This is a genomic window from Streptomyces sp. NPDC058000 (assembly GCF_042886435.1).
Taxonomy (GTDB): domain Bacteria; phylum Actinomycetota; class Actinomycetes; order Streptomycetales; family Streptomycetaceae; genus Streptomyces.
Window position 1 is genome coordinate 32,733 of sequence record NZ_JBHVQS010000029.1, and the last position, 26,742, is coordinate 59,474.

Below are 26,742 nucleotides of genomic sequence, written 5' to 3' on the forward strand. Positions count from 1 at the left end.
GAAGCTCCAGGAGGTCCGCCGGATGGCTGCTGCCACACTCATGACGAAACCCCTCCCGGCCCACCCGCTGCCCAAGAAACCGCTCCCGGCCGGCTGGCCCCGCGAGCGGTACGAATCCCACAACCGCCGCCTGAAGGCCATGCGCCTGGCCATAGCCCTCCTCGACACCGGCGTCTACCGCCCCGAGCACGCGACCAACACCACGATCCGCACCACCGCCCTCGCCATCGGCGTCCACCGCCCGTCCGACACCACCTGCCGCCTGGTCCGCGCCTTGATCTACGACAACTGCTGACGGTCACCGCCCGGTTCACCCGATGGCCGCCCGGGGCGCTCAGTGCCCCGGGCGGCCATCGAGGCACGGTCACTGTTGGTCCGGCGCCGTGGGGCCGTCGTGGTGGATGTGCAACTCCCCGTTCATGACGGTGAAGACGCTCGCGTGATCCTTCGCGGTGTTGGTCTGGGTCGGGCCGGGCGGCTGCTCCTCCTGGGCGGGCGTGCTCCCGGTCCGGGCGTCGGGCGGGTCTTGATGGACCTCGACGTGATTCTCGTGGCCGGCCACGACGGGACCGGAGGCGTCGCCGCCGATCCGGATCGTGAACCGGTCGCCTGCTGCGGGTGCCATGGCGCAAGCTCCTTCGGGGAGATCGTCGTTGATCGGGGAGGTAGTCGTTCAGGGGGAGGAGACGCGGGTCCACGTTTGCGTCCCGCAGTTGTGGCACTCTCCGTGCAGACCTGACGGCAGGGTCTGCACGGCCTCGGCACTGGCGCCGTCGGAAGCGAGGGTGATCGTGATGCCGGTATGGGCGAGGACCGAGCTGCAGCCGCTGCTGTTCTCGTCGAATAGGGGCACCGAGCCGCTGTAGGTGCCGTCGCTGCCGGTGACCTGTGCGTCTTCTCCGGCGGTGCTACCAGCGCAGGGCGGGCGCACCCGGAACATGTACGAGTCGGATCCCGACGCGACGATACTGAACTCGTTGCCCTGGCCGTCCCGCCAGTTTCCCGCCAGGTCGGCGGCCCCCCGCGCGGGGCTCAGGAACGCGATTCCCCCGATGACGGCGGCGGTGACGGCGGCGGTCACGGCAAGGATCACGCTGAGCAACGAGACCCCCTTGGTGCCCACGGCGACCGCGGTGCCGATGGAGGCGGTTCCGGTGGCTCCGGCGGCTCCCGTGGCTCCCGCGGTTCCGGCGGCGATGCTGCCGGCGTGCCCCACGCCGTGCCCCAGGCCGTGCACCACATGCGGAGCGGCGCTCTTCCCGAGCGCTGCCATATGCGCCGCCGCCGGGTGGGCTGTCGCACCGTGTCCCACCGCGGCATGACTCGTTGCGGTCCCACCGTGCCCGGCTACGACATGGGTACCCCCACCGTGCCCGGCCGCGGCGTGGGTACCTCCACTCTGCCCGGCCGCGGCGTGAGTGCCTCCACTGCCACCGCCCTGCCCGGCCGCCGTATGGCTCCCCGCCGCGTGGCTCCCCGCGCCGTGTCCGGCCCCGCCGTGCCCGGCCGTCCCATGCCCGGTCGCGGCGTGCCCTCCGGCGTCGTGCGGTGCGGGAGGCCCGGCAGGATGCGCCGGCGGCGGTGCGTACTGCTGAGCGTGCACCGCGGCGTTCGCGCCGTGGGTGTCGCCCAACTCCCGCCACAACAGCACCGCCTCGGCCAACAGGACCGCGGAGATGACGCGCCGGCCGGTCAGCAGGGAGCGGATGCCTTCCTCGTGGGTGAAATACGCCATGGCGTTCTTGTCGCCCGCATGGTTGGCGGCGACCCAGCCACGGCCGAGCAGTCGGCCCCACACGCCGAACCGCAGGGAGCGGGCCAACGTGGGCGAAGCGGCCCTCGCGACCTTCACTGCGAGGTCCGGCCGGCCGGTGAGTTCGGCCAGCTCCACCGCCGCCTCCAACGCCCGGCCGTGGGCGGCGACTTGGTCGGGAGTCGTCGTCGACTGCGTCGCCCACCGGGCGAAGTATCCGCACAGCCGGTCGGCGGGGAAGGGCTTGGGGAGCCGCTGACGCAGGGCCTCGACGGCATCCGGCGCACAGCGGTACCCGAGCTCCGTGGGCATGACCAGGCCGAGGTCGGCCAGCCGACCGCACAGTGCGGCCGGGCCCGGTTCGTCGGTCAGGGCACCGACGTGGGTCGGGTCCAACTCGGCGTCGCCCAGCGTCGCGAAGAGATGCAGGGTGTTCATCGCCGCCGTGTCGAGCTGGTCGAACAACAGCGGCAGCAGGTCCGCGATCGCGCCGGGCCTGGGCAGTGCCGCTTCCCCCGAGGGGTCGAACCGGGCGAGCCCGGCGGCCCGCAACAGCAGCAGGGGCCGGCCGAGCGCGGTGCGCCACAGGTCGCCGGCGACATCGATTTCACTCTCCAGCAAGGGGCGTTGAAGCTCCCGGGTCAGCAGATCCAGTCCCGCCGCACGGCCCAGGCCCTTGATCTCCAGTGTCGTGCCGTCGCCCAGCAACGACCTCTCGCGGCTGGCGACGACGAAGGTGGCATCGGGGGCCGAGTCGGCCAGTTCCGTCAGCTGCTCGGAGGTCAGGTCGGCACTGTCGACATACACGGTCACCCGCACGCCGGTCATCAGCCGCCGCAGCTCGGCGGTCGACGGCGCGTACCCTGCGGCCTCGTAACAGGCTTCGAACAGCTCCTGGGCCAGGTCGCCGACCTCCCGATGCGCCGCGGTCAGGAACAGCACCCCGTCCGGTCCCGGCGCCAGGTGGCGTGCCGCATGCCGCAGGAGCGTGCTCTTGCCCACCCCCGGCGGCCCGAACAGCTGCACCGGACCGCCGGTTCGGACGGCGCCGGCCAGCGCGGCGACGTCGGCGTCCCGGCCCACGAGGTCGTGCTGGCGCCGCGGCAGCAGCGCGACCCGGTCCCGCCGCACCGGTCGCGGGCGTTCCTGTTCCACGAGCAGGGTCACGGTCGAGCCGTGCTGCGCATCGACCACCACGTTGTGGTTGCCCGCGATCACCGGCCCTGCCGCGTTCCCGCCGATACCGATCCGGTACGCGGCGCGTGCGTTTCCGTCGGGGCCGTCTGCACCCGGACCGCCTGTCCCCGGACCGCCTACGCCCGGAGTATCCGCACCCGGACCGGCCGCCGTGTCACCGGCCTCACCAGTTTCACTGGACTCACTGCACTCACCGGATTTGTCGGGCTCTTCGATCACCACTCCGCCTCTCCCGGTCGCGAGGAGTGCGACCGCCCCCTGACGGCTCGCCATGGCGAGTGCGCCACTACCGACACCTGTTCCGCGAGGGAAGGGCGGCGCCGCGCGAGTCCCATCCGCGCACCCGCTACCGGCCGTCGGCCTCCCAGCGCCACGCTAAGGGCCGTCCCCGGCGGCAAAACCGTCACACGACGGTTTCTGCTCAATTGCTCCACCGTCGCGCGCCCGCACCACCGGGCCCGGGCCACAACCGACGGTCGTCCCCCCTCCCTCTCCCCCTCCCCCCTCAGTCTTGATCGAAGGCGAGGCTGCTCAAGAGGGCGAGGTCGTCGACTCTGATGGACCGGTAGCCCGTGGAGACCACGCCGGTCTCGCGAAGTCTGCGCAGCGCCTTGTGCACGGTGGGCTCTGCCGCGCCGGACAGCGTGGCCAGTTCCGGTTGCGTGATCGGCCAGCGGATCACGGCCCCTTGGCCGGCCCGCTCCCCGTAGGCCATCGCGATCTGATGGAGCACCCGGGCCAACCTGGTGGAGGCGTCGCACCCGGTGAAGTCGATGCGATGGCTGTTGGCGGCGCGAAGTTTGGTGACGATGGAGGCGTTGACCGCGTGGGCGATCCCGGGATGCCGTCGCAGGCAGTCGAGGAAGTCGCCACGGGTGACGATCCGGGCGGCAACGGGCCCGCAGGTGGTGACCGTCGCGGAGCGCAACCCGCCGTCCATCACGGCGAGTTCACCGACCAGATCCCCGCCCATCCGGACGGCCAGCAGGGCATCCCGGCCGTCGTGGGTACGTCCGGTCGCCTTGACCACACCGTCGAGCAGGATCACCACGAAACCGGCCTGCTCCGACTCCCGCATGAGCACGCGGTCGGCCTCGTACCGCACTTGGGCGCCGAGGGCGAGCAGCCGCTCCCGCTCTCCCCGGACGAGGCCACCGAGCAGGCCGGACGCCGGCCAGGCCCACTCGTCCCGCGGCCTCCGACCACCGGTTCCTCGGCCGGTCTCCCTGTTGACCATGGATGCTCCGCCCCCACCAACGCCGAAGGTGTACCACCGGCGCCATTGTGCGCCTCCAGCACACCGACGACGCCGTCCCCGCCGACACACGCCCCGCCCCTCCGGACCGACACCCCCGTCGAACAACCCGTATCAGGCACCCGCACCGGACACCTCCCATACGGACATCCCGTATTGCGACGGGATGTCCGCCCCTCATCCGGGCCAGAGTGGCATGAGGCAGCGAGGGGTACCGCCGCGTCGGACGCAGCCGGACACTTGGCTCCGACGGCTACCTGCCCCAGGAGGAGCGCATGGCGCAAGAGGTGGAGTACCGGGCCTTGTTGGCCGTGGACATCGAGCACTCGGCCGGACGCGGAAACGTCGCGTTCTGGCAGATCCGCGACGTACTGTCGACGGCACTCAGGTCGTCGTTCGAGCAGAGCGGGTTCGACTGGGAGGCGTGCCTGCGCGACGACCTCGGCGACGGCATGCGGGTCACCCTGCCGCCCGGTGGGCAGAAGAGCGCGCTGATCCACCCCCTGGTGCACGAGCTCTCGGTCCGGCTCCGCGCGCACAACCGCACGGCGGGACCGCTGACACGGATCCGGGTACGGATCGCGCTGCACGCCGGTGACGTCCGCCTCGGTCCGGCAGGCGAGGTCACCGGCCACCCCCTGGAGGTCCTGGCCCGGCTGCTCGACGCGGCACCGGTGCGGACCGCCCTGGCACAGGCCCCGGAAACCGTGACCGCCGCGCTCCTCGTCTCACCGCACTTCTACGACGAGACGGTGCGGCACGGCTATCCCGGAGTCGATCCGGACGCCTTCCGCAACGTCACGTTCACCGAGAAGGAATACACCGCGCACGCCTGGCTCCACCTGCCCGGCGGCACGGCCGTGCCGCCGGCACCCACCCAGGACCGCGCGGACAGCGAACAGGCTGACGGCCGACCGAAGATGGTGAACAACGCATCGGGAAACGGCGTCGTCTACGCGACACAGCACGGTACGCAGAACATCCACATCACCGGAAAGCCGTGAAGGAGCGCTTGTGAACGACGAGCTGACCACGCTGGCCGAAGCGGGAGCCGCGGCAGTGGTCACGGCAATGGCCACAGACCTGTGGCAGGGCACAAGGGACGCCGTCCTCAGGCTCTTCCACCGGGCCGACCGAAATCGCCGGCCCGCGATCGAGGCCCAACTCGACGGCAACGCCGCCCTCGTGCGCGAGGCCGCCCTCCCGGACGACGTCCGGCAGGCGCTGTTCGGCTACTGGGTCCTGGAACTGGCGGCCCTGCTGCGCAGGGACCCTTCCTGCCGCGAGCCCCTCGCCCACCTGGCCGCCGAGGTCGGCGCCGCCCTACCGGACGCTCGCCCGGCATCCGTCCGCGCCCAGACCAACACCGCCCACGACTCCGGCAACGTCTTCGCGGTCCAGGGCGGCAACCTGCACGTACACAAGCCCGCCCCGTCCGCACCCCCACAAGCCCCAGGAGGCCCGGTCCCCGCAGAGATCCCACCCACGTGAATCCCACCACGCGACCGCCCCCGAGCCCTCCGCGAGCCAACACACCCCACACAGCGGCACGGCGGAATCCTCCGCATCCCGGAGGCCAGACACCTCACCGCGCCGCTGGCTCGCTGGGAGGTAGCTCGTCCCGCGGCTCTGCTCTCCCAGCCGTGTGCAATGAGGCAGCGAGGATCCGGCAGACCTCAACTCGTTGCCCTTGGTCACAGCCCGCTAGAAGTCGTTCCAGGCGGCGAAGCACCGCCAGATCCCGTACGTAGCGTGCGACGACTCCCAGGACCATGCACGCCGGTACTACGAGCGCCATCCCGGACAGGGTCATGACTCGTAACCCTCCTTGATGGACTCCACGACATCCTCAGCACTGCGGCCGTACAGACATGACCCGTGGCGATTCAAGATCACAGTGCGATCGCCGAGATGAGCAGAGTGCCGTGAGATCAACTCGATCGCCTTCGCCCGGGGCACGTCGTCAGCGAAGCCGTGGGCCAAGAGAACCGCACAGAGCGCTTCAACGGTGTCGCCGCAGCACCACTCGATCACGAGATCACCGGCGTGATGTGTGTAGCAGTTGGCGAATCCGTGTGGCTCTGCAGCCCTGTTGACCAACCCTGGGAGGCGCAGAATTCGACTCAGCAGCAAATCCCGCACCCGCAGGTCCTCGATCCCTCGCGAGACTGTCCACTCCTCAGCCTCCTGCCTTTCGTCGCGAGAGAGGCCACCGGGAACTCGTTTCCAGAGAAGCACCTCGCCGTCGCGCGCGGAAGGCAGACGGATGGGGCCACCATCCGCACGCGTTACGGTGACGTGAGCCGAGCTGGCCGCGTCATGGAGGTTCAACTCCCTTTCGTTGCCCCGAACGCGCAGGCCGGCGACCCCGCGCACGCCACCGTAGTAGTGGTCGAACCGCGGGAGGAGTTCACGTAGAACCTCGTCCGCCATGTCGGACTCCAGGGCCAGCTTCACGCTCTGACCCTCCGGCTCTGCTTCTCGCACACCAAGAAGAGCACCATTGAGCTGACGATCCTTGAAGCCGCTGGCCAACACGTGGGCAATGTGTGCTTCCAGACAGCGCTGGCGTGGGTCGGGGGAATCTACGACCGAGGACCCGAGGTAGACATGGACCTGCTTCGCCAGTCTTGAAGCAGTCGCCTGTTTGAGCGGCGTCCGGCGAACAAATTTCTTCGCCAGAGTGTTGGCATTGCGCGACTTGGACATACCTTGCCCCTTCCACTTGCCGCCCGGCGACGACAGGAGAGACAGATCGGATGTCCTGATGCGTACTAACTACCAACTGCGGGTGACTCTCAAGAGCCCACTGCTCGCTCCGGCGCCGGGACCGGATGCAGCGAGACACGCTGCCGCAGCGGCGCTGCGCCCAAACTACAGCAACAAACCCTTGGCGAGAACGTCAACGGGCGCCCGGCTGACGCAATGGTGCGGGATGCCGACGGCACCACGCACAGTGCCGTGCTCTTCGATCCGGGACCGGAGGAGACCGGCGATCCGGCACACCACCTACGGCTGAAGTCGCATCGTAGGAAGCTTCTGGACGGCGGCGAGCAAGGCAGCGCTCGTCGCTACCCAGCCTGGAGGCTTTACACGACCAACGTTGACTGAGAACAACCATAAGACGGCCTCGCGCTCGTGCGAGGCCGTCTCTCGCCGTACGCCTGCTTCCCGTGTGCCTGGGTGCTGTCATCCAGCCCTTCAGGACTTCGAATCAGCCGAAATGCGTGGGTCACAGGACGCCGGTCTTGCTTGCCCGTGACCATGTGCCCAGTGCACCGAAGGGGCGGGAGGGCACATGGCCAAGCAAGTCAAGTGCGGATCGACCAAGACCACGACAGGCAAGCCGTGTCAGAAGCCAGCGATGATCGGCTACTCCCGCTGCCAGCTCCACCGAGGTGAGTGGACGGCGAGGCAGAAGAGGAAGACCAAGAAGCGCTGACCGGGCCTGGGCCCGGACGCCACGCGCGCTGACGGCTGGGCCCCGGACGCGTCCCTGCGTGACCGACTCCCAGTGATGTGCACTCGGAGATGTGCACTCGGAAGTTCTCCACCCGTTCCGATCGCACTTTTGACCGCGTTCCCCCGTCCGGCTCGTTCGCTGGCGTTCCGGCTCGGTCCCTGGCGCGTGCCGGTGTGGTCTTCCGTGCCGCTACCGACTGACATCACGGCGCGCTTTGTCGCTCGAGGCGAACTTCGACCTGTGGAAAACGCGATGAGTGGTTGCTTCCATCGATGACGGACGGAAGCAACCACTCGAAGGCTCTCGGCTACTGCACGCCGAGTTCGAACTTTACTTTCTAGATGTCGAAGTACAGCACGGAAGCCATTCTGACCTGCGAATATGTGACCTTGATGACGGGCCTGGTGCACAACGGGTGCACACTGTGCACCCGCCGGGGGCTGCGGACCGGAGGGGCACCATCCGAGTAGCAGTCCGCCTACCGGGAGACCCCTGAGCGCCCATGCGCACTTGCGTGCGCCCGCTCTCCCCTCCATAACGTGACACACCATGTCAGTACCTGCGGAAAGCATCCTCGCACTACTGCGTCACCAGATCCCCGTACGCGTCAATTCGACAGCCTCGCTGGTGATGGACACCGACAGGGCAGCCACAGCCATCGCCCGCAAACGTGCACGCGAGCGAGGCGAGGAGGAACGAGTTCCTCGTAAGCCCGGGCTGGAACCGCTACAGACGGCCGAACAGAACGATCTCGCTACCACGCCTTGGGAGTTGCTCGGCGTCTTCGCACGAGCCGCCACCTTGGCTCGTCATGGGCGCGGAAGAGGCTTGGCCGAGCACTGGCAGGCCCTGAAGTACTGCCAGGCCCTGGGAGCCGGTGCCAGTGGCTACCTGGCTCTCACCGAGGAGGGGCAGAACCCAGAACTCTCCTACAGGGGGATGCAGGCCCGGGAGTTGGGACGAGCGCTGGGGTTGGCAATCGCAGAGCGCACGGTGCGGGCCCGCTTCCCGGATCACCTGGTCTCGACTGTCGACGCCGAGTCGGTGCTGCTGGCTGGATTCGCGCGCTCCGGCCCGCGGCCTTCCCTGGGCGCTCGACCACGGCCTGACTTCTTCATCGAGGCATGGAAGCCCGGCGAACCGTCCCGGCTCTTCGTGGTGACGGCCAATGGAAATCACCAGAAGACGACCAAGCGCACGGGGAAGACCGACCGCTCAGCCTTCAAGCAACTGGCCAGGGCCAGTGAGCGCGCTGAACATTTCCACCTCGCCGAGTGGAACACCACACCCTGCCTCTTGATGTCCACCGAGCTGCTGGCCAAGGAGGGCACCACAGTCCACGCTCTGCAGGCACCGGGCCAGGGGCTGTTACCTGAGCGATCGGTCACAGGACGCGATAGTGCGGACGCAGTGCCGTCGAAGAGGAACCCTCCGTATGCCAACGCTGTGAGGGTGCCTGCCCGCGCTGGCGAGGAAGGCTTCCACGACGGCTTCCTCATTCCACGAAAAGATCGCGCATGGTTCGGTCAGGTACTTGCCCGAACCGGTGCCGCGGGCCAACTGGCATTCGCCGGCGCCGGCATGGAGATCGCTCAGTACTTGACCAGCGATCAGGGTCGCAAGCACTACGAACAGCGAACATTCGCAGGATCATCCAGCGTCCGGGACGCAGAGCACTGCTTCGGCGCGACCCGCTTCTTCGGTACTGACCAGGTCTTCAGGTTGAACAGGACCCGCGTCGAGGCGTTCTCAGGGATGGCAGAGGACCTGTATCAGCTTCTGGTTGAAGGGAAGGTCGAGGCGTACCGGCGCCGCGCATACAAGCTCCGCCCCACGCTGCCGAATGGTGCGACCGCTCCGAAGTGGGGCGCGGTCTCCTTCGGTGAGGACGGCACTGTCATGGCTTTGCGTATTCTCCCGGAAAGAGACAAACGATGTGCTCCGTGAACCAGACCCGGAATGTCCGCGCTGGTGATACCACGCTGGAGACTGACTCAAAGCCCTGTCGGAGGTCGCTCGTAAGCTCTGGAGCATGGGGAGCACTGGAATCACTGAAGCCGATGTCGACAAGGCGATGGCCGTCGTCGAAAGCAGCAGGCAGTCACTTCGGCGGGATGATCCCGCCGTCCAAGCACTCGCCGCAGCGGTATCCGTGCGGCGCCGCTTACAGGGAGGAGAGGCGGTCACGGACGATGAACTGCTCGCGGCGCATGACCAGTTGCACGCAAAGATGCCTCTCAGGAACGGCGGCAGCCTGGAGGCACTTGCCGACGCGCTACTGGGCCGCGGGATGGCGCCCTCGCCAGGCGACTACGACGGCGACTGGTGGCTGTGGTGGCCCAAGAAGGGCTATGGGCCGTGTCGTGACTGCCGACAGAGTCGCTCACTAACGCGCTACTCCGCCAAGTGGGGCAAGCCGTACAGATACTTGTGCGCACGCTGCCGCAAGCAGGAACTGGCAGACGATACGGCGTATCTCAACAGCGTCACCGGTGTCACCCCGGAGGAAGGCGAGTCGGCCGAATCGCTCTTCAGCAGACGTACGGCAGCTCTCATCGGCCAGCTGGGAAGCCAGGAGGCAGCAGCACCCGAGAGGCAAGCGGGTCGCCCGGACACCGAACAGTGGGGCGAGTACGTAGACCGGCTCATGGAAGTGCTCGGCCCGCTCGACTGGGCTGGCTGGGAGGTCCCGGACGAATACGATTCGGACTGGGATGCCGAAACTGGCCCGATGCTCTTCGCCACGCTGTGGCGTACCAGCGCCGCGCTGGACATCGAGTACTACCCGCGTGAAAGCCGGCTCCGATTTCTTCCCTATGAAGACGTATGCGGCGATTTCCCGGAGTCTTTTTCCGCACTCGATGAAGAGGTCGAACTCACGGTCACCCTCCAGGGCGACGAGGCGGTCACGGTGGTCCAACATCAAGCCGGCGCGTTGGGATTGCTCGATGCAACTCGCGTCCGTGTGGTGGAGGGGGCTGATCCAGAAGCCGCGGAGGCGTTCGAAGCAGAATCGCTGCTGTCCCTCTTCAGCCCGGCAGCCTCCTACCGGAAGATCCCGGTTGCAGACGTCGTCAAGGAAGCTGTACAGCACCCCGATCTCAGCACCTATCTGCGCTGGGTTGTCGGTATGGCGGGCCGCAACGTGCACCCGGATCCGGTGCCCGATGCGGCGGCTCTGGGTATCGCGGCCTGGTGCTGGCGCAATGAAACGGCTGTGGAGGCTCACCATCTTCCCTCGGACGTGCTGATGGCTCGAGTGAACATTGCGGTGACTCGCGCGGTGCTGCCTCATGTCTGCCCGTACGAAGGTATCGACTGGGACGGGATCGAGCAGTCATTGACTGATACGGACTGGGAACTCCCCAATGGTCGGACTGTCTCCTCCCTGTTCGGCGACGGATGGCCGGAGGTGCAGTCGACGGTGCGTGACCAGATCCGTAAATGGCAACGCCTCGACAGCGAACTTCTTGGTCCGGATACCACTTTGAGGCTGATGACGATCGGGGGCTCGACAACCTACACGTGTCATTGGTGGGGCCAGGGACGGTGGCGCGCGATCTGCGAAGAGATTGTCCGCGATGCTGTCGAAGCTGGTTTCACGCTGCCACAGCCGTACGATTGCCGTGGTCCTGATGCCTTGATCGACGACTTGGAACACCCGGACATGCAGTCCGATGCCGTGCTGGACTGGCTTATCGACATGCCCGAAGCCCCCGTTTCAGGGCCTCACGGATTGCGCCACCATCCAGCTACCCAGCCGCTCGTGCGCGAATACGATCCGTGGTGGGCAATGGCGGAGGGAGACTGACTCCGCAGGCGTCGGCAGCCCAGTGCCCCTACGAGCAGATCGAGCGTCTGCCTCCAGCAGGACCTGCTGGAGGCAGACGCTCGGGGAGTCCTTCGGCCAACTACCCGCCGAGTTCGAGCTTTACTTCTAGATGTCGAAGTACAGCTCGAACTCGTGCGGGTGCGGGCGGAGCTGGATCGGGGCGATCTCGTTGGTGCGCTTGTAGTCGATCCAGGTCTCGATCAGGTCGGAGGTGAAGACGCCGCCCTGCTGGAGGTACTCGTTGTCGTCTTCGAGGGCGTGGAGGACCGCGGGGAGGGAGGTCGGGACCTGGGGGACGCCGGCGTGCTCCTCCGGGGCGAGCTCGTAGAGGTCCTTGTCGATCGGCTCGGCCGGCTCGATCTTGTTCTTGACGCCGTCGAGGCCGGCGAGGAGGAGGGCCGAGAAGGCGAGGTAGGGGTTGGACGACGGGTCCGGGGCGCGGAACTCGACGCGCTTGGCCTTCGGGTTGGAGCCCGTGATCGGGATGCGCATGGCGGCCGAGCGGTTGCGCTGCGAGTAGACCAGGTTGACCGGGGCCTCGAAGCCGGGGACCAGGCGGTGGTAGGAGTTCACGGTGGGGTTGGTGAACGCCAGCAGCGACGGGGCGTGCTTGAGGATGCCGCCGATGTAGTAGCGGGCGGTGTCCGAGAGGCCCGCGTAGCCCTGCTCGTCGTAGAAGAGCGGCAGGCCGCCCTGCCACAGCGACTGGTGGACGTGCATGCCGGAGCCGTTGTCGCCGAAGATCGGCTTGGGCATGAAGGTGGCGGTCTTGCCGTTGCGCCAGGCGACGTTCTTGACGATGTACTTGAACAGCATCAGGTCGTCGGCCGCGGCGAGCAGCGTGTTGAACTTGTAGTTGATCTCGGCCTGGCCGGCGGTGCCGACCTCGTGGTGCTGGCGCTCGACCTGGAGGCCGGACTTCTCCAGCTCCAGGGAGATCTCGGCGCGCAGGTCGGCGAAGTGGTCGACCGGCGGGGCCGGGAAGTAGCCGCCCTTGTAACGGACCTTGTAGCCGCGGTTGTCCTCCAGGGCACCGGTGTTCCAGGCGCCGGCCTCGGAATCGATGTGGTAGAAGCCCTGGTTCGCGGAGGTCTCGAAGCGGACCGAGTCGAAGACGTAGAACTCCGCCTCGGGACCGAAGTACGCGGTGTCCGCGATGCCGGTGGAGGCGAGGTACGCCTCGGCCTTCTTGGCGATGTTGCGCGGGTCGCGGCTGTACTGCTCGCCCGTGATCGGGTCGTGGATGAAGAAGTTGATGTTGAGGTGCTTTTCCTGGCGGAACGGGTCGAGGCGGGCCGTCGACAGGTCCGGGCGCAGGGCCATGTCGGACTCGTGGATCGCCTGGAAGCCGCGGATCGACGAACCGTCGAACGCCAACTCCTCGTCCGGGTCGAACGCCGTAGCGGGGATCGTGAAGTGCTGCATCACGCCCGGCAGGTCGCAGAAACGGACGTCGACGAACTTCACGTCCTCATCCGCGATGAACTTCTTCGCGTCGTCGGCGTTCTGGAACATCCAACTCCTCCTAGCCCGGTCACCGCTCGGCGGACGCGGGGTTGCGACTCGGAGCGCGGCCAAGTGCGGGGCGCGCTCGCCCGACCATAGGCAGGCGGGATTTCCCAAGCATGACCCATTTGTTTCGCCGAGGTTAACCGGCACGCTGTTGGGCTCACCCCCAGTGTGCGCCTGCGGGGACGGGCGCGGGAGGGGCCTCCGCCGGCCCCGGGGAGTGGCGGGAAGCGGTCGGAAATCCGGGTCCGGGAACCCACCACCCGAGGAACGTATGCGGTCGCAGTACCGTGGACGGGTGGACAACAGGCAAGCAATCGGATCGTGGATCTCCGGGCCCCGGGCGGCAGCCGAGGACATGGGCGTCGACTTCGGCTACCGCGGGCAGCAGCTCGGGCTGCCCGAGGAAGGCCCGGGCTCGATCGCGCGGGTCGGTCGCCGCTTCGGCGCGCTCTTCATCGACTGGGCGCTGTGCCTGCTCATCGCCTACGGGCTGCTCAGCGGCGGCAAGGCACAGTCGGCGAGCAACTGGGCGCTGGCGGTGTTCGCGGTGCTGAGCGTGCTGACCGTCGGCACCGTCGGCTGCACCCCCGGCAAGCGGCTGGTGGGGCTGCGGGTGGTCGCCGAGGGCGGCGGCCGGATCACCCTGCCGCGGGTGGTGCTGCGGACGCTGCTGCTGGTGCTGGTCATCCCCGCGGCGATCTGGGACCGCGACGGCCGGGGGCTGCACGACCGGCTCAGCCGCTCGGTCCAGGTGCGGATCTGATCCGTCCGTCGTGACCTGTGCGGTGTGACCTGCGCGTCGTGACCTGTGCGGTGTGACCCCGCCGCCGCGCCTCGTCCGCGCAGGGTCGGTTGGACTGATCGGTCCGCTCCGAGTCGGTTGCCCGGACCGGAACGACCGCCCCTGACAACGACAACACGTGACGCCCCGAACAACGTGTGACGCCCCGAGGCTCGGCCTCGGGGCGTCACACGTTGTTGGAGGTACCGGCCGGGCAGCTGCTGCCGGCCGGCCGTGGAGGGGTCAGCGCGCCTTGCCGCCGCCCTTGGGCATCCGCATGCCCTTGGGCATCGGGCCCTTCGGTACCGGCATGTTGCTCATCAGGTCGCCGAGCGCACGCAGGCGGTCGTTGGTGGCCGTCACCTGGGGGCCGGGGAGGACGCGCGGGAGCTTCAGCAGGTGGGTCCGCAGTTTCTTGAGCGGAACCTGGTCCTCGCCGTCGCCGACGATGATGTCGTGCACCGGGGCGTCCGCGACGGTGCGCGCCATGCGCTTCTTCTCGGCGCCCAGCAGACCGCGCAGACGGTTCGGGTTGCCCTCACCGACCAGGACGATGCCGGCCTTGCCGACGGCGCGGTGCACCACGTCCTGGCTGCGGTTCATGGCGACCGCGGGGGTCACCGTCCAGCCGCGGCCGACGTTCTCCAGAACGGCGGCCGCCGCACCGGGCTGGCCCTCCATCTGTCCGAACGCCGCCTTCTCGGCACGCCGGCCGAAGATGATCGCCATCGCGAGGAACGCCAGGACGAAGCCCAGGACGCCCGCGTAGACGGGGTGGCCGATCAGGAAGCCGATGGCGAGGAGTACGCCGAAGACGACGATTCCTGTGCCAGCGACGACAAGACCGACCTTGGAATCGACCCGACGGGTCATCTTGTAGGTCAGGGCGATCTGCTTCAGCCGCCCAGGGTTCTCAGCGCCGCCAGCGCCGGTTGCGTTTGCCTTCCTCGCCATACAGCGAAGTTTACGTGGCGTGCGGACGTCGGGTGGCCGCGGCCTCCAGGACGTACTCGGCGTCGTACCGGTCCTTGGCGCGGCGGCGGTCCTCCAGGACCGACGTCCAGGCGTTGCGGCGGGCGGTGCGCTGGCCGCTGCGCAGCAACACGGCCTCGATGGCCCGCAGGGCACCGGTGACGGAGGGGATGGGGCGGGGGGTGGCGCGGAGCGGCGCGGCCTCCATGGTGGCGGTCTCCCTCGAACGAACGGAACGAGCAGGGGGTACGGGTGGGAGGTATCGAGCGGTGCGTACATCCATCGTCACTGAACGGTGTTACCAACGGATGACCTGCCGGTCAAACACCTATGAAACGTTGACGCGGCCCCCACGCCCTCCAGCCTGGGGGAGTGCGGGGCCGCGTTTCTCAGCATGTGCCACGATTCACAAGATGGCGCGCCGGGCGCGTCAAACCGCCTGACTGGCCGCCTCGACCTCGCGTCGTTCGACGGCCTGCTGGTAGAGGCGGCCGGCGCGGTAGGAGGAGCGGACCAGCGGGCCGGACATGACGCCGGCGTAGCCGATCTCGTCGGCCTCCTCCTTGAGCTCCACGAACTCGGCGGGCTTGACCCAGCGCTCGATGGGGTGGTGCCGCACGGAGGGGCGCAGGTACTGGGTGATCGTGATCAGCTCGCAGCCCGCGTCGTGCAGGTCCTGGAGTGCCTGGCTGATCTCCTCGCGGGTCTCGCCCATGCCCAGGATCAGGTTGGACTTGGTGACCAGGCCGGCCTCGCGGGACTTGGTGATGACCTCCAGCGACCGCTCGTAGCGGAAGCCGGGGCGGATCCGCTTGAAGATCCGCGGAACCGTCTCGACGTTGTGGGCCAGCACCTCGGGGCGCGAGGAGAAGACCTCGGCGAGCTGCTCGGGGACCGCGTTGAAGTCGGGGATCAGCAGTTCCACACCGGTGTCGGGCATCGCGGCGTGGATCTGGCGGACGGTCTCGGCGTAGAGCCAGGCGCCGCCGTCCTCCAGGTCGTCGCGGGCGACGCCGGTGATCGTGGCGTACTTCAGACCCATGGTCTGCACCGACTCGGCGACCCGGCGCGGTTCGTCCCGGTCAAGCGCCTGCGGCTTGCCGGTGTCGATCTGGCAGAAGTCGCAACGGCGGGTGCACTGGTCGCCACCGATGAGGAAGGTCGCCTCGCGGTCCTCCCAGCATTCAAAGATGTTGGGACAGCCTGCCTCCTGGCAGACCGTGTGCAGACCCTCGCTCTTGACCAGGCCCTGGAGGTGGTTGTACTCGGGACCCATTTTCGCCCGGGTCTTGATCCACTCGGGCTTGCGCTCGATGGGGGTCTGGCTGTTGCGGACCTCCAGGCGCAGCATTTTGCGTCCGTCGGGTGCGACTGCGGACACGTCGGCTCCCTAACAACTTCGATTCTTCGGCGTACCCCAGGGTACGCCCGTCAATTCGCACGTATTTCCACGTGCGGGTCGTGCTGGCCAACCTCGGAGGGGAGGGCGGCATTCCCGCACGGTGGGACGCGCGGGGCGGATGGTGCGCCGGGGCGCGGTCCTCAGACCGCCCGGGGGAGGAGCTCGGCGTGCTCCAGGACGGCCCGCAGGTGCTTCTCGATCACCGGCAGGACCTCGGCGATGGTGACCTCGCGGCCCAGCTCGCCGGAGAGCGAGGCGACCCCGGCGTCCCGGATGCCGCACGGCACGATCTTGTCGAACGAGGTGGTGTCCGGGTTCACGTTGAGTGCGAAGCCGTGCATGGTGACACCCTTGGCGACGCGGATGCCGATCGCGGCGAGCTTGCGGTCCTCACCGCGCTGGCCGGCGTTGGACGGTGCGTACTCGGGGCCGTTCAGCCGCGGGTCGAAGAGCTCGTCCGCGGTCCGCGGGTCGAAGTCGAGCTGGAGGCCGCCCAGGGCCGGCCGCCGCTCCAACGGGTCGCCCAGGACCCACACGCCGCTGCGGCCCTCGACCCGGGTGCCCTCGATGCCGAACTCGGCGCAGACGGCGATCAGGGCCTCCTCCAGCCGGCGGACGTGCGCGACCACGTCGACCGGGCGCGGCAGCTTCTGGATGGGGTAGCCGACCAGCTGGCCGGGGCCGTGCCAGGTGATCTTCCCGCCGCGGTCCACGTCGACGACCGGGGTGCCGTCCAGCGGGCGTTCGTCGTCGGAGGTGCGCCGCCCTGCCGTGTAGACCGCCTGGTGCTCCAGGAGCAGGCACGTGTCGGGGACCTCGTCGGCGAACCGGGCGGCGTGGATGCGGCGCTGTTCCTGCCACGCCGGCTCGTACTCGACGGCGTCCGCCCCGAAGCCCAGGTGCACAAAGCGCAGCCCCTCGGGTACGGGGGTCTCCCCCCGAGAGATCGCAGTCACGGCAGCTCCTCTTCGAACCTTTGTCGCAGTTCGTTGCGACGTTTGATGCCTCTCGCGAAGCACTTCTGATGCCACATCGCGCCCATGCCACTGTACGGCCGCCGTATGCGCTCCCCGCAGGGGGCCGGTGCGCCGCACGGCCCCCGACGTGCCTGTGACGTGCTCACACGATCGGATGAACGCGGGGCGCAAGCCGGGAGAAAGGCGCTGAAGGCCGTTACATTCACGCCGTTCCACAAGGGCGAAGAGCATGCCGGACAGGGTCAGCGAGCCGGCGGCCCGGCCCGGAAGGCAGGAGACCGGTAAAGCTGATGACGGAACGACCCCCGCACCACACGCCCAACCGCCAGCTCGCCGCGCTCATCGCCGAGGCGGGCTTCTCCAACGCAGGGCTGGCCAGACGGGTTGATCAACTCGGCATCGAGCACGGCCTCGACCTGCGCTACGACAAGACGTCCGTGACGCGCTGGCTGCGCGGCCAGCAGCCCAGAGGCACCACCCCCGCACTGATCGCGGAGGTCTTCACCCGCCGGCTGGGGCGCCGGCTGTCCGCCCAGGACCTCGGCCTGGACGCCTGCGCGCCGGTGTACGCCGGGCTCGAATTCGCCTCGACCCCCGCCGAGGCGGTGGACATCGTCAGCGGGCTGTGGCGCAAGGACTCCGGTAGCCACGCCGAGCTCCGCAAGATCGCCTTCACCCCGGCCGGGCTGGTGGTGCCCAGCCGGGACTGGCTGATCGGCCGCCCCGACGAACGCGTCGCGCACGGCGAGCTGCCCGGCGACGCCGGCGAGCGGGTCCCGGCCCAGGGCGGCCGGACGTCGGTGCCCCGGCAGCGCCAGACCGAGCGCGTCGACCGCACCCAGGGCGGCCGCGTCACCTCCGGTGACATCGCGGCGCTGCGGTCCGTCGGAGAGCTGTTCCGCGCCCTGGACCACGCCTACGGCGGCGGCCACGCCCGCCAGGCCCTGGTGCGCTACCTGGAGCACGAGGCCGAGCCGATGCTCCGCGGCACCTACGGGGAGGCGATCGGCCGCCGGCTGTTCGCGGCCGCCGCCGACCTGACCCGGCTGGCCGGCTGGACCTCGTACGACATCGCCGCGCACGGGCTGGCGCAGCGGTACTTCGTGCAGGCGCTGCGGCTCTCCCAGGCCGCCGGGGACCGGGGGTACGGCGCCTATGTCCTGGTGACGATGAGCCGGCAGGCGGTCTATCTGGGGCACGGCAGGGAGGCCGTCCAGCTGGCCCGGGTCGCCCAACAGGGCGTCGGCAGCAGCCTGCCGCCCACCGTGCAGGCGCTGCTGCACGCCGCCGAGGCGCGCGGCCACGGCGTCCTGAGCGAGGTCCGGGCCTGCACGGCCGCGCTGGCCCGCGCCGAACGGGCCCTGGAGAGCGCCCGGCCCGGGGACGACACCCCCTACTGGGCGCGCTTCTTCGACGAGGCCCAGCTCGCCGACGAACTCGCGCACTGCCACCGCGATCTCCAGCAGTACCGCGCGGCCTCCCAGCACGCCGAGCGCTCGCTCCAGCTGCGCGCCGCCGGATTCGCCCGCAGCCGGTTGTTCTGCCGGGTGGTGCTGGCGACCGCACGGCTGGGCCTGGGCGAACTGGAGCAGGCGTGCACGCTCGGCGCCGAGGCGGCCCTCCAGGCGTCCGAGATGCGCTCCGTCCGGGCCCACGAGTACGTCCGGGACTTCGAGCGGCGGCTGGAGCCGTACCGGGACGCGGCGGCGGTGCGCGGCTATCGGGAGCGGGTGGCGGCGCTGGGGTGACGGGCGGTCGGCCGTCGGGGCCCGGTTACGCCGCGGCCCGGACGGCGTCCGGTTCCGGGCGGGCCGGCAGGCCGAAGTCCTGGAGCAGCGCGCGGGCGGCCCGGTGGCCGGAGCGCAGCGCCCCCTGGAGCGTGCTGGTGTCGCGATGGTCGCCGCACACGTAGAGCCCGGCCAACACCCGTACGGTGCGCTGCGGATCGTGTGGGGTGGCCATCGCGGGCACCGCGTACGGGTCGTGATGGCCGGTCAGCAGTTGCCAGTCGTCGGTCCGCACCCCGTAGATCCGGTCCAGCTGCGGCCGGACGGTCTTGTCGAGGACGTCCAGTGGTAGCGCGGCGGCGGGGCCGAGGGCGACGGTGGTGACCAGCGGGCGGCCGGGCGGGGTGCGGGACGGGTCGATCGCGCCGGCGAGGTAGCTGAAGCCGATGGGGCCCTCGGTCGGCAGGATCAGGGCGGTGTCCCGGCCGGGGCCGCCGCGGGTGCCGGCGGGGGCGTCGGCGGTGTGGTGCAGCACGGTGACCGGGTGGAAGGCGGGCCGGCGCAGCCCCGGCAGCAGTTCGACGGCGTCCCGCGCGCCGGTCGCCACCAGCACCGCCCGGCACGGTATCCGGCCGTGTTCGCGGGTGCCGACCCCGTTGGTGTCGACGGCCGTGACCTCCACGGACGTCCGGACCGTGCCCGGCGGCAGACCGGCCGCCAGCAGCTCCGGAACGGCCGAGGCACCGCCCGCCGGGAGCGCCAGCCGCCCCTCCGCGAAGGCCCGCAGCACCTGCGCGGCGCCCCGACTGGAGCCGTGCAGCCGCGGATCGCAGAGCAGCGCGCCCAACAGCGGCCGCAGGAAGGTGTCGTGGGTGCGCGGCGGGAACGCCGGGCGGCCGGCCAGGGCGTCACTGACCGGACGGTCGGCGGTCCGCTCCGTACGACGGTCGGCGCGCGTGAGGGCGCGCGCTGCGGAGAGTGCGCCCCTCGTGCACCGCAGCGGACTGATGCGCTGGGCCCGCTGGCCGTTGTGCAGGCTCACCCCGGCCGCGAACGGACGTAGCGCCAACTCGCCCAGGCCGGGCGTGCGGCGCAGCGCGACCGGGGAGACCGCCAGCGGGCGGCCGCAGCGGTCCAGGCGGAAGCCGTCCACCTCGTCCGTGACGGACCGGCCGCCGACCCGTGCCGCGGCCTCCAGGACGGTGACCGCGAGCCCTGCCCCGGTCAGATGGCGGGCGGCGGCGAGGCCGGCCGGCCCGGCCCCCACGATGACGACGTCGACGGCCGAAGCGGAGCGCAGCACATGCCCCTCCCGAGGTCGGTCCCAGCGGCAGCGCACGGTTCTCATGCCCGGTGCGGCCGTCCGGGATGCCCAGTGATGTGTCCGAGGACCGTAGGGAGCGCCGCGGCCCGGCCGACAGGGGCGCCCTGGGGGCGCGTCGGAGCGCCCCCGCGCCCCGCTCCGGCCCGCGGCGCCCTACGACGCCAGTGCGGCGCGCACCGCGTCGCCGATCCGCGGATGCGCGAAGCCGAAACCGGAATCCAGCAGCCGCCGCGGCACGATCCGCTGACTGCCCAGCACATCCCCCGCGAACTCTCCGAGGACGATCCGCAGCACCGGCGCCGGCACGGTGCACAGCGTGGGGCGGCGCAGGAGGTGACCCATCACCGCCGTCGCCTCGCGGTTGGTGACCGGCTCCGGCGCGGTGAGGTTGACCGGCCCGGACACCTCCTCGGTGGCCAGCAGGTGGCGGAGCGCCGCGATGTGGTCCCGCAGCGAGATGAAGCTCCAGTACTGGCCGCCGTCGCCGAGCCGGCCGCCCAGCCCCAGCCGGAAGAGCGGGAAGAGCCGTCCCCAGGCGCCCCCGGAACGCGCCACGACCAGACCGGTCCGGGCGAGGACGGTCCGGATTCCGGCGTCCTGGGCGGGCGTCGCGGCGTCCTCCCACGCCACGCACAGCTCCGGCAGGAAGCCCGCACCGGCCGGCGCGTCCTCGTCGGTGCGCCGGTCCCCGGTGTCGCCGTAGTAGCCGATCGCGCTGCCCGAGACGAAGACCCGCGGGGGGACGTCCATCGCGGCCAGCGCGGTGGCCAGCGTCCGGGTGCCCAGCACCCGGCTGTCGCGGAGCTCCTGCTTGTACGCGGGGGTCCAGCGGTGGTCGGCGACGCCCGCCCCGGCGAGGTGCACCACCGCCTCGCAGCCGGCCAGGGCCGCCGGGTCCAGCCGCCGCCCCTTGGGGTCCCAGGTCACCTCGTCGGCCGCCGCCGGCTGCCGGCGGACGAGCCGGACGACGTCATGGCCGTCCGCGCGAAGGTTCCGGACGAGCGCCGTGCCGATGAGTCCGGTCGAGCCGGTGATCGCGATCCGCATGGGGCCATCCTGCCCGCAATCCGGGGCACCGCCGGGGAACGGCCCGGGTGAGCCGGTCGGCAGAACGCCGACCCGACCGCACGGACGAGCCCAGGCCCTGCCGCCGCCCGGCCCGGGGGAGTTCACGACCGGACGGGCCTTACGGGCCGGTCCGGTGGATCAGGGTCGGACCGGCCCTAGGGCCTGTCCGGTGGATCATGGCCGGGTCCGCGGCGTCTGGCACGGCACCTCGCCGCGTTGCCGAAACGCCCTAATAGCTCCGCTATCAGGCCGCTCCAGCGCCTTGCGATGCACCGCGCCAGACGCCGCGGCCTATCCGACCCTGATCCACCGGACAGGCCCTAGCCGCGGAAGCGGTCCCACAGCTGCGGGAAGCGTTCGGCCAGGGTCGCGTCGTCGTCGAGGTCGAGGTAGGTGCCGAGCGGTTCCGGCGGGGCCGGGCGCAGGCCCAGGTCGGGCATGACGGTGCCGGTCAGCTGCTCGTACGCCTCGTCGGCCGCGTAACCCAGCTCCTCGGCGTCGCCGTCGGTCTCCTCGTCGAAGTCGTGCAGCAGACGGGCCAGCTGGTCCGGGTCGTGCAGCGCGCCCTCGAAGACGTGCCGGCCCTGGCCGATCAGCCAGCAGCGGAAGAAGTCGAAGGCGTCGTCGCTCGCGCCGTCCAGCATCAGTGCGGCGGCGGCCCACAGGTCCCAGGTGTACGCCCGGTTGTAGCGGGCCTCGAAGTGGCGGGCGAAGTCGATGATGCGCTCCGGGTCGAGCCCGAGCAGCCGCTCGACCAGCGCATCGGCCTGTTCCTCGGGGTCACCCGCGGCGGCCGTGCGGGAGCCGTCGACCAGCTCCCAGAACTCCGTCTCGTCCATCACCGCTCCAGCATCCGTCCTGCCGCCGCGGCCCGCACGCGGAGTGCCCCGGATGCGGCGGGGCGCTCCCCGGGCCGGTGCGCCGGGGCGTCAGGAGTGGTGGCCCGGCGGGTGACCGCGTCGGGATTTCCTCGTTGTGCGGCATGCAACGACGGCAGCGCAGAGCCAACTGCATCTCCCCACCGCACCCCCACCCTGCATCCCCCCACCGCACCCCCATCCCGTATTCCCCACCGCACTCCCACTCCGTGAAGGGCGCATCCCGCCATGCCCATGGACGAACGAACCCGGGCCGAGGTCGAACGCGCCGAGGCGGCCCTCGTCGAGCACTACCCGCGGCTGGTCCGCCTCGCCTATCTCGTCCTGCCCCCGTCGATGGGCCGCCACCGCAAGGTCCTCACCGCGCACGGCCTGGTGCAGCGGGCGCTGCCGTGGCGCGGGCCGCGCCGACCGGCCGGTGCGCTGCCCGCCCAGCGCGGCCCGGACACCGGCGCCGGCTACGACTTGGTCCGCCAGCGCACGGTGGAACTGGCGCTGGCCTACGAGGAGCGGCAGCGCCCCGCGGTCCTGCTGCCGACGGTGCCGTTCGTCTGGGGGCTACGGCTCTTCCCGCGCGCCGGCGGTGCCGACGAACTCGCCCTGGACCAGGCCCTGTCGGCGGTCCCGGCCACAGTGCGGGCCGCCCTGGGACTGTGGCACCTGGAGGGGCTGGACGCGGACGCGGCGCGCGCCGTCCTGGTGCGGGCCGGGGTCGCCGACCCCGACGCGGCACAACGGGCGGCCGGCCAGCTGGACCGGCGGACCGGGGCCGGGGCCGCGGCGCTGCTGAACTCCGGGGAGTTCGACCCCTGCACGGTCCAGGCCCGGCCGACGGACCTGCTGCGCCGCCGGCAGCGGGTGCGGGCCACCGCGGTGCTGGCGGCGGTACTGGCGGTCGGGGCGGTCGTGGTGGCACTGCCCGTCGGCGGATCCCCGGACGGCTCGACCGGGCCCGTCCCCACCGCCGCCCAGCAGGCCCTCGACCCCGGCCGGCTGCTGCGGGCGCCCCACGAGCAGTGGGCGGAGGCCTCCCGGGTGGACTTCACCGCCTGGCCGCCGCGCGGCCGCCAGGCCGGCGACCGGCAACTGCTGGCGCGGGCGCTGCGGGTCTGGGCCGCCCCGCCCGCCGGCACCCGGATCGTCGCCGCGGCGGACACCTCCGCCCGCCCGCCCGCCGCCCCGCCCCGGCTGCTGTACGCGGGCCTGATCGACAACGTCATGGTGGTGGTCTTCTACGACGGCGAGCGGCTGGTGCGCTACGCCGAACCCGAAGGGGCCACGCCCACCCTGCACTTCGCCCGGGTCGACAACGCCGACCTCACCACCGCCGGCGGGCTGGTCATCGGCCGCGGAAACGGCTGGCTGCGGTATCTGATCGCCCCCTGGGTCTCCGACGTCGCCGTACGGGACCTGCTCGCCCCGGACGCCCCGCCGCACGGGCTGCACCTGGCCCCGGACGGCGTCACCGACCGCATCCCGATCCCGCCCGCGGACGGCGCCACCTGCGGGCACTGGCCGGCGACCGAATTCCGCTCCTCGCCGCGGATCGACGACCGGCGCTCCTTCCTGGTCACCGACCTCGGTGACCTGGCGCCGGTGCACCTGACGTACCTGCCGTCGCCCGCCGCGGGCGGTCCGGGCGGCCCGGGCGAGGCGACCGGCGCATCCGCCCTGCACAGTTGGGCGCGCACCGCGTGCACCCTGCGGTCGCTGCGCGGCACCGGCGTACGGTCCGTCAACAACTGGGCCTACGCCCGGCAGGACCTCCCGGAGGGCGGCGGCACCGCGACCTGGGTGTGCAACCGGGCCGACACCTGGCGCGGACCCGGCCGGGCCGTGGTGCAGTTCCAGCCGCCCGCCGCCGGGCCGGTCGACCCGGGGCGGATCGCCGGCCGGGCCGTCGGCACCGCGGTGTGCAGCCCGTTCGGCCGGCATGTGCTCGGCGACGTCCACTGGCAGGCGAAGTCCGGGAAGTGGTACCTGCTCGCGGCGGGCAGCAGCGAGGTGGCCGGGATCGACGTGACCGGTGGGGTACGGGCCGGTGCCGAGGCGGCGACGCTGGCGGTACCGGCCACACCGACCGCCTCGGCGCAGGTCGAGGGGCGGCTGCGGGACGGCCGTAGCCTGCGGGCGCTGCGGCCGTAACCGTGAACAGCCCTGTCGGCCCCGCCGGCCCCGTCCGAAGGTCCGCGGACGGGTTCGCGGGGGAAGCCGGCAACGGTCGTTGAATCCCGACAGAAGGTGTCGGGATTGGCTGTCAGGGTCGCCGTGTACGACCGCACGGAAGACAGCAGCGAGGAGCGACACGTGACGGCGCAAGAGAACGCGACGGGGCAGGCGACGGACGGGCGGACGGCGGCCGCGGCGCCCGGCGGGCGGATGCCCGGGGGTGATCTGACCGGCCGGGTGGCGCTGGTCGCCGGGGCCACCCGGGGCGCGGGCCGGGCGATGGCGGTGGAACTGGGCCGGGCCGGCGCGGTGGTCTACGTCACCGGTCGCACGACCCGGGACGCGGTCAGCGAGGTCGGGCGGCCCTCGGAGACCATCGAGGGGACGGCGGAGCGGGTGACCGCGGCGGGCGGCACCGGGGTTGCGGTGCCCACCGACCATCTGGTGCCGGACCAGGTCGAGGAGCTGATCGCGCGCATCGACCGGGAGCAGGGACGGTTGGACGTCCTGGTGAACAGCGTCTGGGGCGGCGACCGCCTGATCCAGTTCGACACCAAGGTGTGGGACCTGGACCTGGCCGGCGGGCTGCGGATGTTCCGGCTCGGCGTCGACACCCACATCATCACCCACCACTTCGCGCTGCCGTTGCTGATCCGGCGGCCCGGCGGGCTGGTCGTCGAGGTCACCGACGGCACCGCCGAGTTCAACCGCACCTACCGCGACAGCCTCTGCTTCGACGTCACCAAGAACGTCCCGCACCGGATCGCCTTCGGACTCGCCGGCGAACTGGCGGAGTACGGCGGCACGGCGGTCTCGCTCACCCCGGGCTTCCTGCGGTCCGAGGAGATGCTGGACCACTTCGGCGTCACCGAGGAGACCTGGCGCGACGCGATCGCCCGGGAACCGCACTTCGCCATCGCCGAATCCCCGGCCCTCATCGGCCGCGCGGTGCGGGCCCTGGCCGCCGACCCGGACAAGGCGCGCTGGACCGGCCGGTCGCTCTCCAGCGGCCAGCTGGCGAAGGAGTACGACTTCACGGACGCGGACGGCACCCGGCCCGACTGCTTCGGCTACTTCGCGGACGTGGTGAGTGGCGGCAAGGACGCCGGTCCCGATGACTACCGCGAGGCGGCTCCCTCCTCCGCCGGGGAGTAGAGCGCGGCGGCGCGGCGGGCGGCCGCCGCGAACCGCTCCCGCAGCCCGGGGGGCGAGCGCACCTCGCACTCCGGGCCGAGGCCCAGCAGTTGGGCGTAGGCGACCTCCTCGGACTCCACGGCCAGGGTGACCGTCAGCCACCCCCGCTCGTCCGGCGCGCCCTCGGCCCTCGCCCGCTCGACGGCCTCCCGGGCCGCGGCCGGCTCGGTGACGTGGGGCAACTGCCGGACCCCGGGCGGGGAGAGCCGGACCACCACCTCCTCGCGCAGCAGCGACCGCCGGAACTGCGCGGCCCGCTCGGCCCAGAACGCCGGCAGGTCGAACTCCGGGTCGCGGACGAAGCGCCCGGCGCCCGCCGCGTCCCCGGCGGCCGGGACGCTCCGTGGGCCCGCGGACGGGAGGGTCGGCTCCGCCGCGGTGAAGCGGTCGACGCGGTAGACCCGGAAGCCGGTCCGCTCCCCGTCACCGTCGGCCGGTCCCGCCGGACCGGCCACCGCCGCGGCGGGCGGCGCCTCGGGGTGCTCCGGTGCCGCCCGGGCCGCCAGATACCAGACGCCCGCCTTCAGCACGAGACCGTACGGCTCCAACTCCCGGACCACCGCACGGTCCCGGCGGAGATAGCGGACCGTCAGCCGGCGGTCGTCCCACACCGCGTCGGCGAGCACCGGCAGCAGCTCGGGCGTCTGGGGATCGTGGTACCAGCGCGGCGCGTCCAGGTGGAACCGTTGGGCGGCGCCCGACGCGGCGTCCCGCAGCTCCGGCAGCAGCGCGGCGGAGACCTTCAGCCGGGCCGCGGACGCGACGTCGGCCAGGCCCATCTCGCGCAGCGCGGAGGGCACTCCGGACAGGAAGAGCGCCTCCGCCTCGCTGCGACCGAGCCCGGTCAGCCGGGTGCGGTACCCGCCTATCAGGCGGTAGCCCCCGGACCGGCCGCGGTCGGCGTAGACCGGCACTCCGGCCTCCGAGAGCGACAGCACGTCCCGGGCGACCGTGCGCTCCGAGACCTCCAGCTCCCGCGCCAGCTCACCGGCCGTCATCGACGGCCGGGACTGGAGCAGCAACACCATCTTGATCAGCCGTGCGGCACGCATGGATCCATCATGCGGGGCGGCACTGACAACGCCCCGCGGAAGCGGGACGGAAGGATCCCGTGCGAAGACCCCGGGCGCGGTGGGTGATCTTCGCACGGGAGTTTGTGGGCGGGCGGCGCCCGGTGTCGGCCGAGGCCGCCCGCGTCCCAGGGGCCCCGCGGTGCACGCACCGTCGAGGGCCCGGTG

22 protein-coding genes are annotated in these 26,742 nt (G+C 71.0%); 9 read left to right on the plus strand and 13 right to left on the minus strand.

Annotation, left to right across the window (positions count from 1 at the left end; genetic code table 11):
* Positions 1-22 precede the first annotated feature (22 nt).
* Positions 23-295: a hypothetical protein gene (locus tag ACFVT2_RS25430; protein WP_390021613.1), complete on the plus strand. Its 273-nt coding sequence runs from the start codon at positions 23-25 to the stop codon at positions 293-295.
* 69 nt (positions 296-364) lie between these two features.
* Here ACFVT2_RS25430 and ACFVT2_RS25435 read toward each other — a convergent pair whose 3' ends face one another.
* From ACFVT2_RS25435 to ACFVT2_RS25445, 3 genes are all read right to left on the minus strand, one after another.
* Positions 365-625 carry a hypothetical protein gene (locus ACFVT2_RS25435; RefSeq protein ID WP_390021614.1) on the minus strand — a complete coding sequence of 87 codons (261 nt, stop codon included), beginning with the start codon at positions 623-625 and terminating at the stop codon, positions 365-367.
* 48 nt (positions 626-673) lie between these two features.
* Positions 674-2,971, minus strand: coding sequence for an ATP-binding protein (locus ACFVT2_RS25440; protein ID WP_390021616.1), 2,298 nt, complete (start codon positions 2,969-2,971; stop codon positions 674-676).
* A 484-nt stretch (positions 2,972-3,455) separates the two neighbouring features.
* Positions 3,456-4,187: a Crp/Fnr family transcriptional regulator gene (locus ACFVT2_RS25445; RefSeq protein ID WP_390021618.1), complete on the minus strand. Its 732-nt coding sequence runs from the start codon at positions 4,185-4,187 to the stop codon at positions 3,456-3,458.
* A gap of 293 nt (positions 4,188-4,480) precedes the next feature.
* Here ACFVT2_RS25445 and ACFVT2_RS25450 point away from each other — a divergent pair, with 293 nt between their 5' ends.
* Together ACFVT2_RS25450 and ACFVT2_RS25455 are read left to right on the plus strand one after the other, a co-directional pair.
* Entirely contained in the window at positions 4,481-5,209 is a 729-nt protein-coding gene (locus ACFVT2_RS25450) for a hypothetical protein (protein ID WP_390021619.1), read from the plus strand.
* A gap of 10 nt (positions 5,210-5,219) precedes the next feature.
* Entirely contained in the window at positions 5,220-5,696 is a 477-nt protein-coding gene (locus ACFVT2_RS25455; RefSeq protein WP_390021620.1) for a hypothetical protein, read from the plus strand.
* A gap of 318 nt (positions 5,697-6,014) precedes the next feature.
* On the opposite strand, the gene ACFVT2_RS25460 is transcribed toward ACFVT2_RS25455, so the two are convergent.
* Positions 6,015-6,914, minus strand: coding sequence for a hypothetical protein (locus tag ACFVT2_RS25460; RefSeq protein ID WP_390021621.1), 900 nt, complete (start codon positions 6,912-6,914; stop codon positions 6,015-6,017).
* Positions 6,915-8,217: 1,303 nt separating this feature from the next.
* On the opposite strand from ACFVT2_RS25460, the gene ACFVT2_RS25465 reads away from it, so the two are divergent.
* Both ACFVT2_RS25465 and ACFVT2_RS25470 read left to right on the plus strand, forming a co-directional pair.
* Positions 8,218-9,615: a hypothetical protein gene (locus ACFVT2_RS25465; protein WP_390021623.1), complete on the plus strand. Its 1,398-nt coding sequence runs from the start codon at positions 8,218-8,220 to the stop codon at positions 9,613-9,615.
* 85 nt (positions 9,616-9,700) lie between these two features.
* Positions 9,701-11,479: a hypothetical protein gene (locus tag ACFVT2_RS25470; RefSeq protein ID WP_390021625.1), complete on the plus strand. Its 1,779-nt coding sequence runs from the start codon at positions 9,701-9,703 to the stop codon at positions 11,477-11,479.
* A gap of 126 nt (positions 11,480-11,605) precedes the next feature.
* On the opposite strand, the gene glnA is transcribed toward ACFVT2_RS25470, so the two are convergent.
* Positions 11,606-13,015, minus strand: a complete 1,410-nt coding sequence (gene glnA / locus ACFVT2_RS25475; RefSeq protein WP_390021626.1) for a type I glutamate--ammonia ligase — start codon at positions 13,013-13,015, stop codon at positions 11,606-11,608.
* Positions 13,016-13,307: 292 nt separating this feature from the next.
* Here glnA and ACFVT2_RS25480 point away from each other — a divergent pair, with 292 nt between their 5' ends.
* Positions 13,308-13,775, plus strand: a complete 468-nt coding sequence (locus ACFVT2_RS25480) for an RDD family protein (protein ID WP_180985483.1) — start codon at positions 13,308-13,310, stop codon at positions 13,773-13,775.
* A 261-nt stretch (positions 13,776-14,036) separates the two neighbouring features.
* On the opposite strand, the gene ACFVT2_RS25485 is transcribed toward ACFVT2_RS25480, so the two are convergent.
* The 4 genes from ACFVT2_RS25485 to lipB all read right to left on the minus strand — a co-directional run bounded on the left by ACFVT2_RS25485 (position 14,037) and on the right by lipB (position 17,123).
* Positions 14,037-14,747, minus strand: coding sequence for a DUF4191 domain-containing protein (locus tag ACFVT2_RS25485; RefSeq protein WP_390021628.1), 711 nt, complete (start codon positions 14,745-14,747; stop codon positions 14,037-14,039).
* 10 nt (positions 14,748-14,757) lie between these two features.
* On the minus strand, positions 14,758-14,973 hold the full coding sequence (locus ACFVT2_RS25490; protein ID WP_390021630.1) for a hypothetical protein: 216 nt from the start codon (positions 14,971-14,973) through the stop codon (positions 14,758-14,760).
* Positions 14,974-15,195: 222 nt separating this feature from the next.
* Positions 15,196-16,146, minus strand: coding sequence for a lipoyl synthase (lipA, locus tag ACFVT2_RS25495; protein ID WP_390021631.1), 951 nt, complete (start codon positions 16,144-16,146; stop codon positions 15,196-15,198).
* A 161-nt stretch (positions 16,147-16,307) separates the two neighbouring features.
* Complete coding sequence (gene lipB, locus ACFVT2_RS25500) at positions 16,308-17,123, minus strand: lipoyl(octanoyl) transferase LipB (RefSeq protein ID WP_390021633.1); 816 nt, start codon at positions 17,121-17,123, stop codon at positions 16,308-16,310.
* A 311-nt stretch (positions 17,124-17,434) separates the two neighbouring features.
* Here lipB and ACFVT2_RS25505 point away from each other — a divergent pair, with 311 nt between their 5' ends.
* Positions 17,435-18,892 (plus strand): regulator, encoded by a 1,458-nt coding sequence (locus tag ACFVT2_RS25505; protein WP_390021635.1) that lies wholly within the window; start codon positions 17,435-17,437, stop codon positions 18,890-18,892.
* A 25-nt stretch (positions 18,893-18,917) separates the two neighbouring features.
* On the opposite strand, the gene ACFVT2_RS25510 is transcribed toward ACFVT2_RS25505, so the two are convergent.
* From ACFVT2_RS25510 to ACFVT2_RS25520, 3 genes are all read right to left on the minus strand, one after another.
* Positions 18,918-20,174, minus strand: a complete 1,257-nt coding sequence (locus ACFVT2_RS25510) for an FAD-dependent oxidoreductase (protein WP_390021636.1) — start codon at positions 20,172-20,174, stop codon at positions 18,918-18,920.
* Positions 20,175-20,348: 174 nt separating this feature from the next.
* Positions 20,349-21,242 (minus strand): TIGR01777 family oxidoreductase, encoded by an 894-nt coding sequence (locus tag ACFVT2_RS25515; RefSeq protein WP_390021637.1) that lies wholly within the window; start codon positions 21,240-21,242, stop codon positions 20,349-20,351.
* 341 nt (positions 21,243-21,583) lie between these two features.
* Entirely contained in the window at positions 21,584-22,102 is a 519-nt protein-coding gene (locus ACFVT2_RS25520; protein WP_390021639.1) for a DUF4240 domain-containing protein, read from the minus strand.
* A gap of 273 nt (positions 22,103-22,375) precedes the next feature.
* Between ACFVT2_RS25520 and ACFVT2_RS25525 the strand changes: the two genes are divergently transcribed.
* Together ACFVT2_RS25525 and ACFVT2_RS25530 are read left to right on the plus strand one after the other, a co-directional pair.
* Entirely contained in the window at positions 22,376-24,286 is a 1,911-nt protein-coding gene (locus tag ACFVT2_RS25525) for a hypothetical protein (RefSeq protein WP_390021640.1), read from the plus strand.
* 234 nt (positions 24,287-24,520) lie between these two features.
* Entirely contained in the window at positions 24,521-25,465 is a 945-nt protein-coding gene (locus ACFVT2_RS25530) for an SDR family oxidoreductase (RefSeq protein ID WP_390021697.1), read from the plus strand.
* Here the strand turns inward: ACFVT2_RS25530 and ACFVT2_RS25535 are convergent.
* Positions 25,429-26,556 carry a helix-turn-helix transcriptional regulator gene (locus ACFVT2_RS25535; protein ID WP_390021642.1) on the minus strand — a complete coding sequence of 376 codons (1,128 nt, stop codon included), beginning with the start codon at positions 26,554-26,556 and terminating at the stop codon, positions 25,429-25,431. The two genes, ACFVT2_RS25530 and ACFVT2_RS25535, sit on opposite strands and share 37 nt — an antisense overlap.
* Positions 26,557-26,742 lie beyond the last annotated feature (186 nt).

Bases quoted from the DNA above. Each gene is read 5' to 3' on its own strand.
- ACFVT2_RS25430 (WP_390021613.1), top strand. From the start codon at position 23: ATGGCTGCTGCCACACTCATGACGAAACCCCTCCCGGCCCACCCGCTG.
- ACFVT2_RS25435 (WP_390021614.1), bottom strand. From the start codon at position 625: ATGGCACCCGCAGCAGGCGACCGGTTCACGATCCGGATCGGCGGCGAC.
- ACFVT2_RS25445 (WP_390021618.1), bottom strand. From the start codon at position 4,187: ATGGTCAACAGGGAGACCGGCCGAGGAACCGGTGGTCGGAGGCCGCGG.
- ACFVT2_RS25450 (WP_390021619.1), top strand. From the start codon at position 4,481: ATGGCGCAAGAGGTGGAGTACCGGGCCTTGTTGGCCGTGGACATCGAG.
- ACFVT2_RS25460 (WP_390021621.1), bottom strand. From the start codon at position 6,914: ATGTCCAAGTCGCGCAATGCCAACACTCTGGCGAAGAAATTTGTTCGC.
- ACFVT2_RS25465 (WP_390021623.1), top strand. From the start codon at position 8,218: ATGTCAGTACCTGCGGAAAGCATCCTCGCACTACTGCGTCACCAGATC.
- ACFVT2_RS25470 (WP_390021625.1), top strand. From the start codon at position 9,701: ATGGGGAGCACTGGAATCACTGAAGCCGATGTCGACAAGGCGATGGCC.
- glnA (WP_390021626.1), bottom strand. From the start codon at position 13,015: ATGTTCCAGAACGCCGACGACGCGAAGAAGTTCATCGCGGATGAGGAC.
- ACFVT2_RS25485 (WP_390021628.1), bottom strand. From the start codon at position 14,747: ATGGCGAGGAAGGCAAACGCAACCGGCGCTGGCGGCGCTGAGAACCCT.
- ACFVT2_RS25490 (WP_390021630.1), bottom strand. From the start codon at position 14,973: ATGGAGGCCGCGCCGCTCCGCGCCACCCCCCGCCCCATCCCCTCCGTC.
- ACFVT2_RS25505 (WP_390021635.1), top strand. From the start codon at position 17,435: ATGACGGAACGACCCCCGCACCACACGCCCAACCGCCAGCTCGCCGCG.
- ACFVT2_RS25515 (WP_390021637.1), bottom strand. From the start codon at position 21,242: ATGCGGATCGCGATCACCGGCTCGACCGGACTCATCGGCACGGCGCTC.
- ACFVT2_RS25520 (WP_390021639.1), bottom strand. From the start codon at position 22,102: ATGGACGAGACGGAGTTCTGGGAGCTGGTCGACGGCTCCCGCACGGCC.
- ACFVT2_RS25525 (WP_390021640.1), top strand. From the start codon at position 22,376: ATGGACGAACGAACCCGGGCCGAGGTCGAACGCGCCGAGGCGGCCCTC.
- ACFVT2_RS25530 (WP_390021697.1), top strand. From the start codon at position 24,521: ATGCCCGGGGGTGATCTGACCGGCCGGGTGGCGCTGGTCGCCGGGGCC.
- ACFVT2_RS25535 (WP_390021642.1), bottom strand. From the start codon at position 26,556: ATGCGTGCCGCACGGCTGATCAAGATGGTGTTGCTGCTCCAGTCCCGG.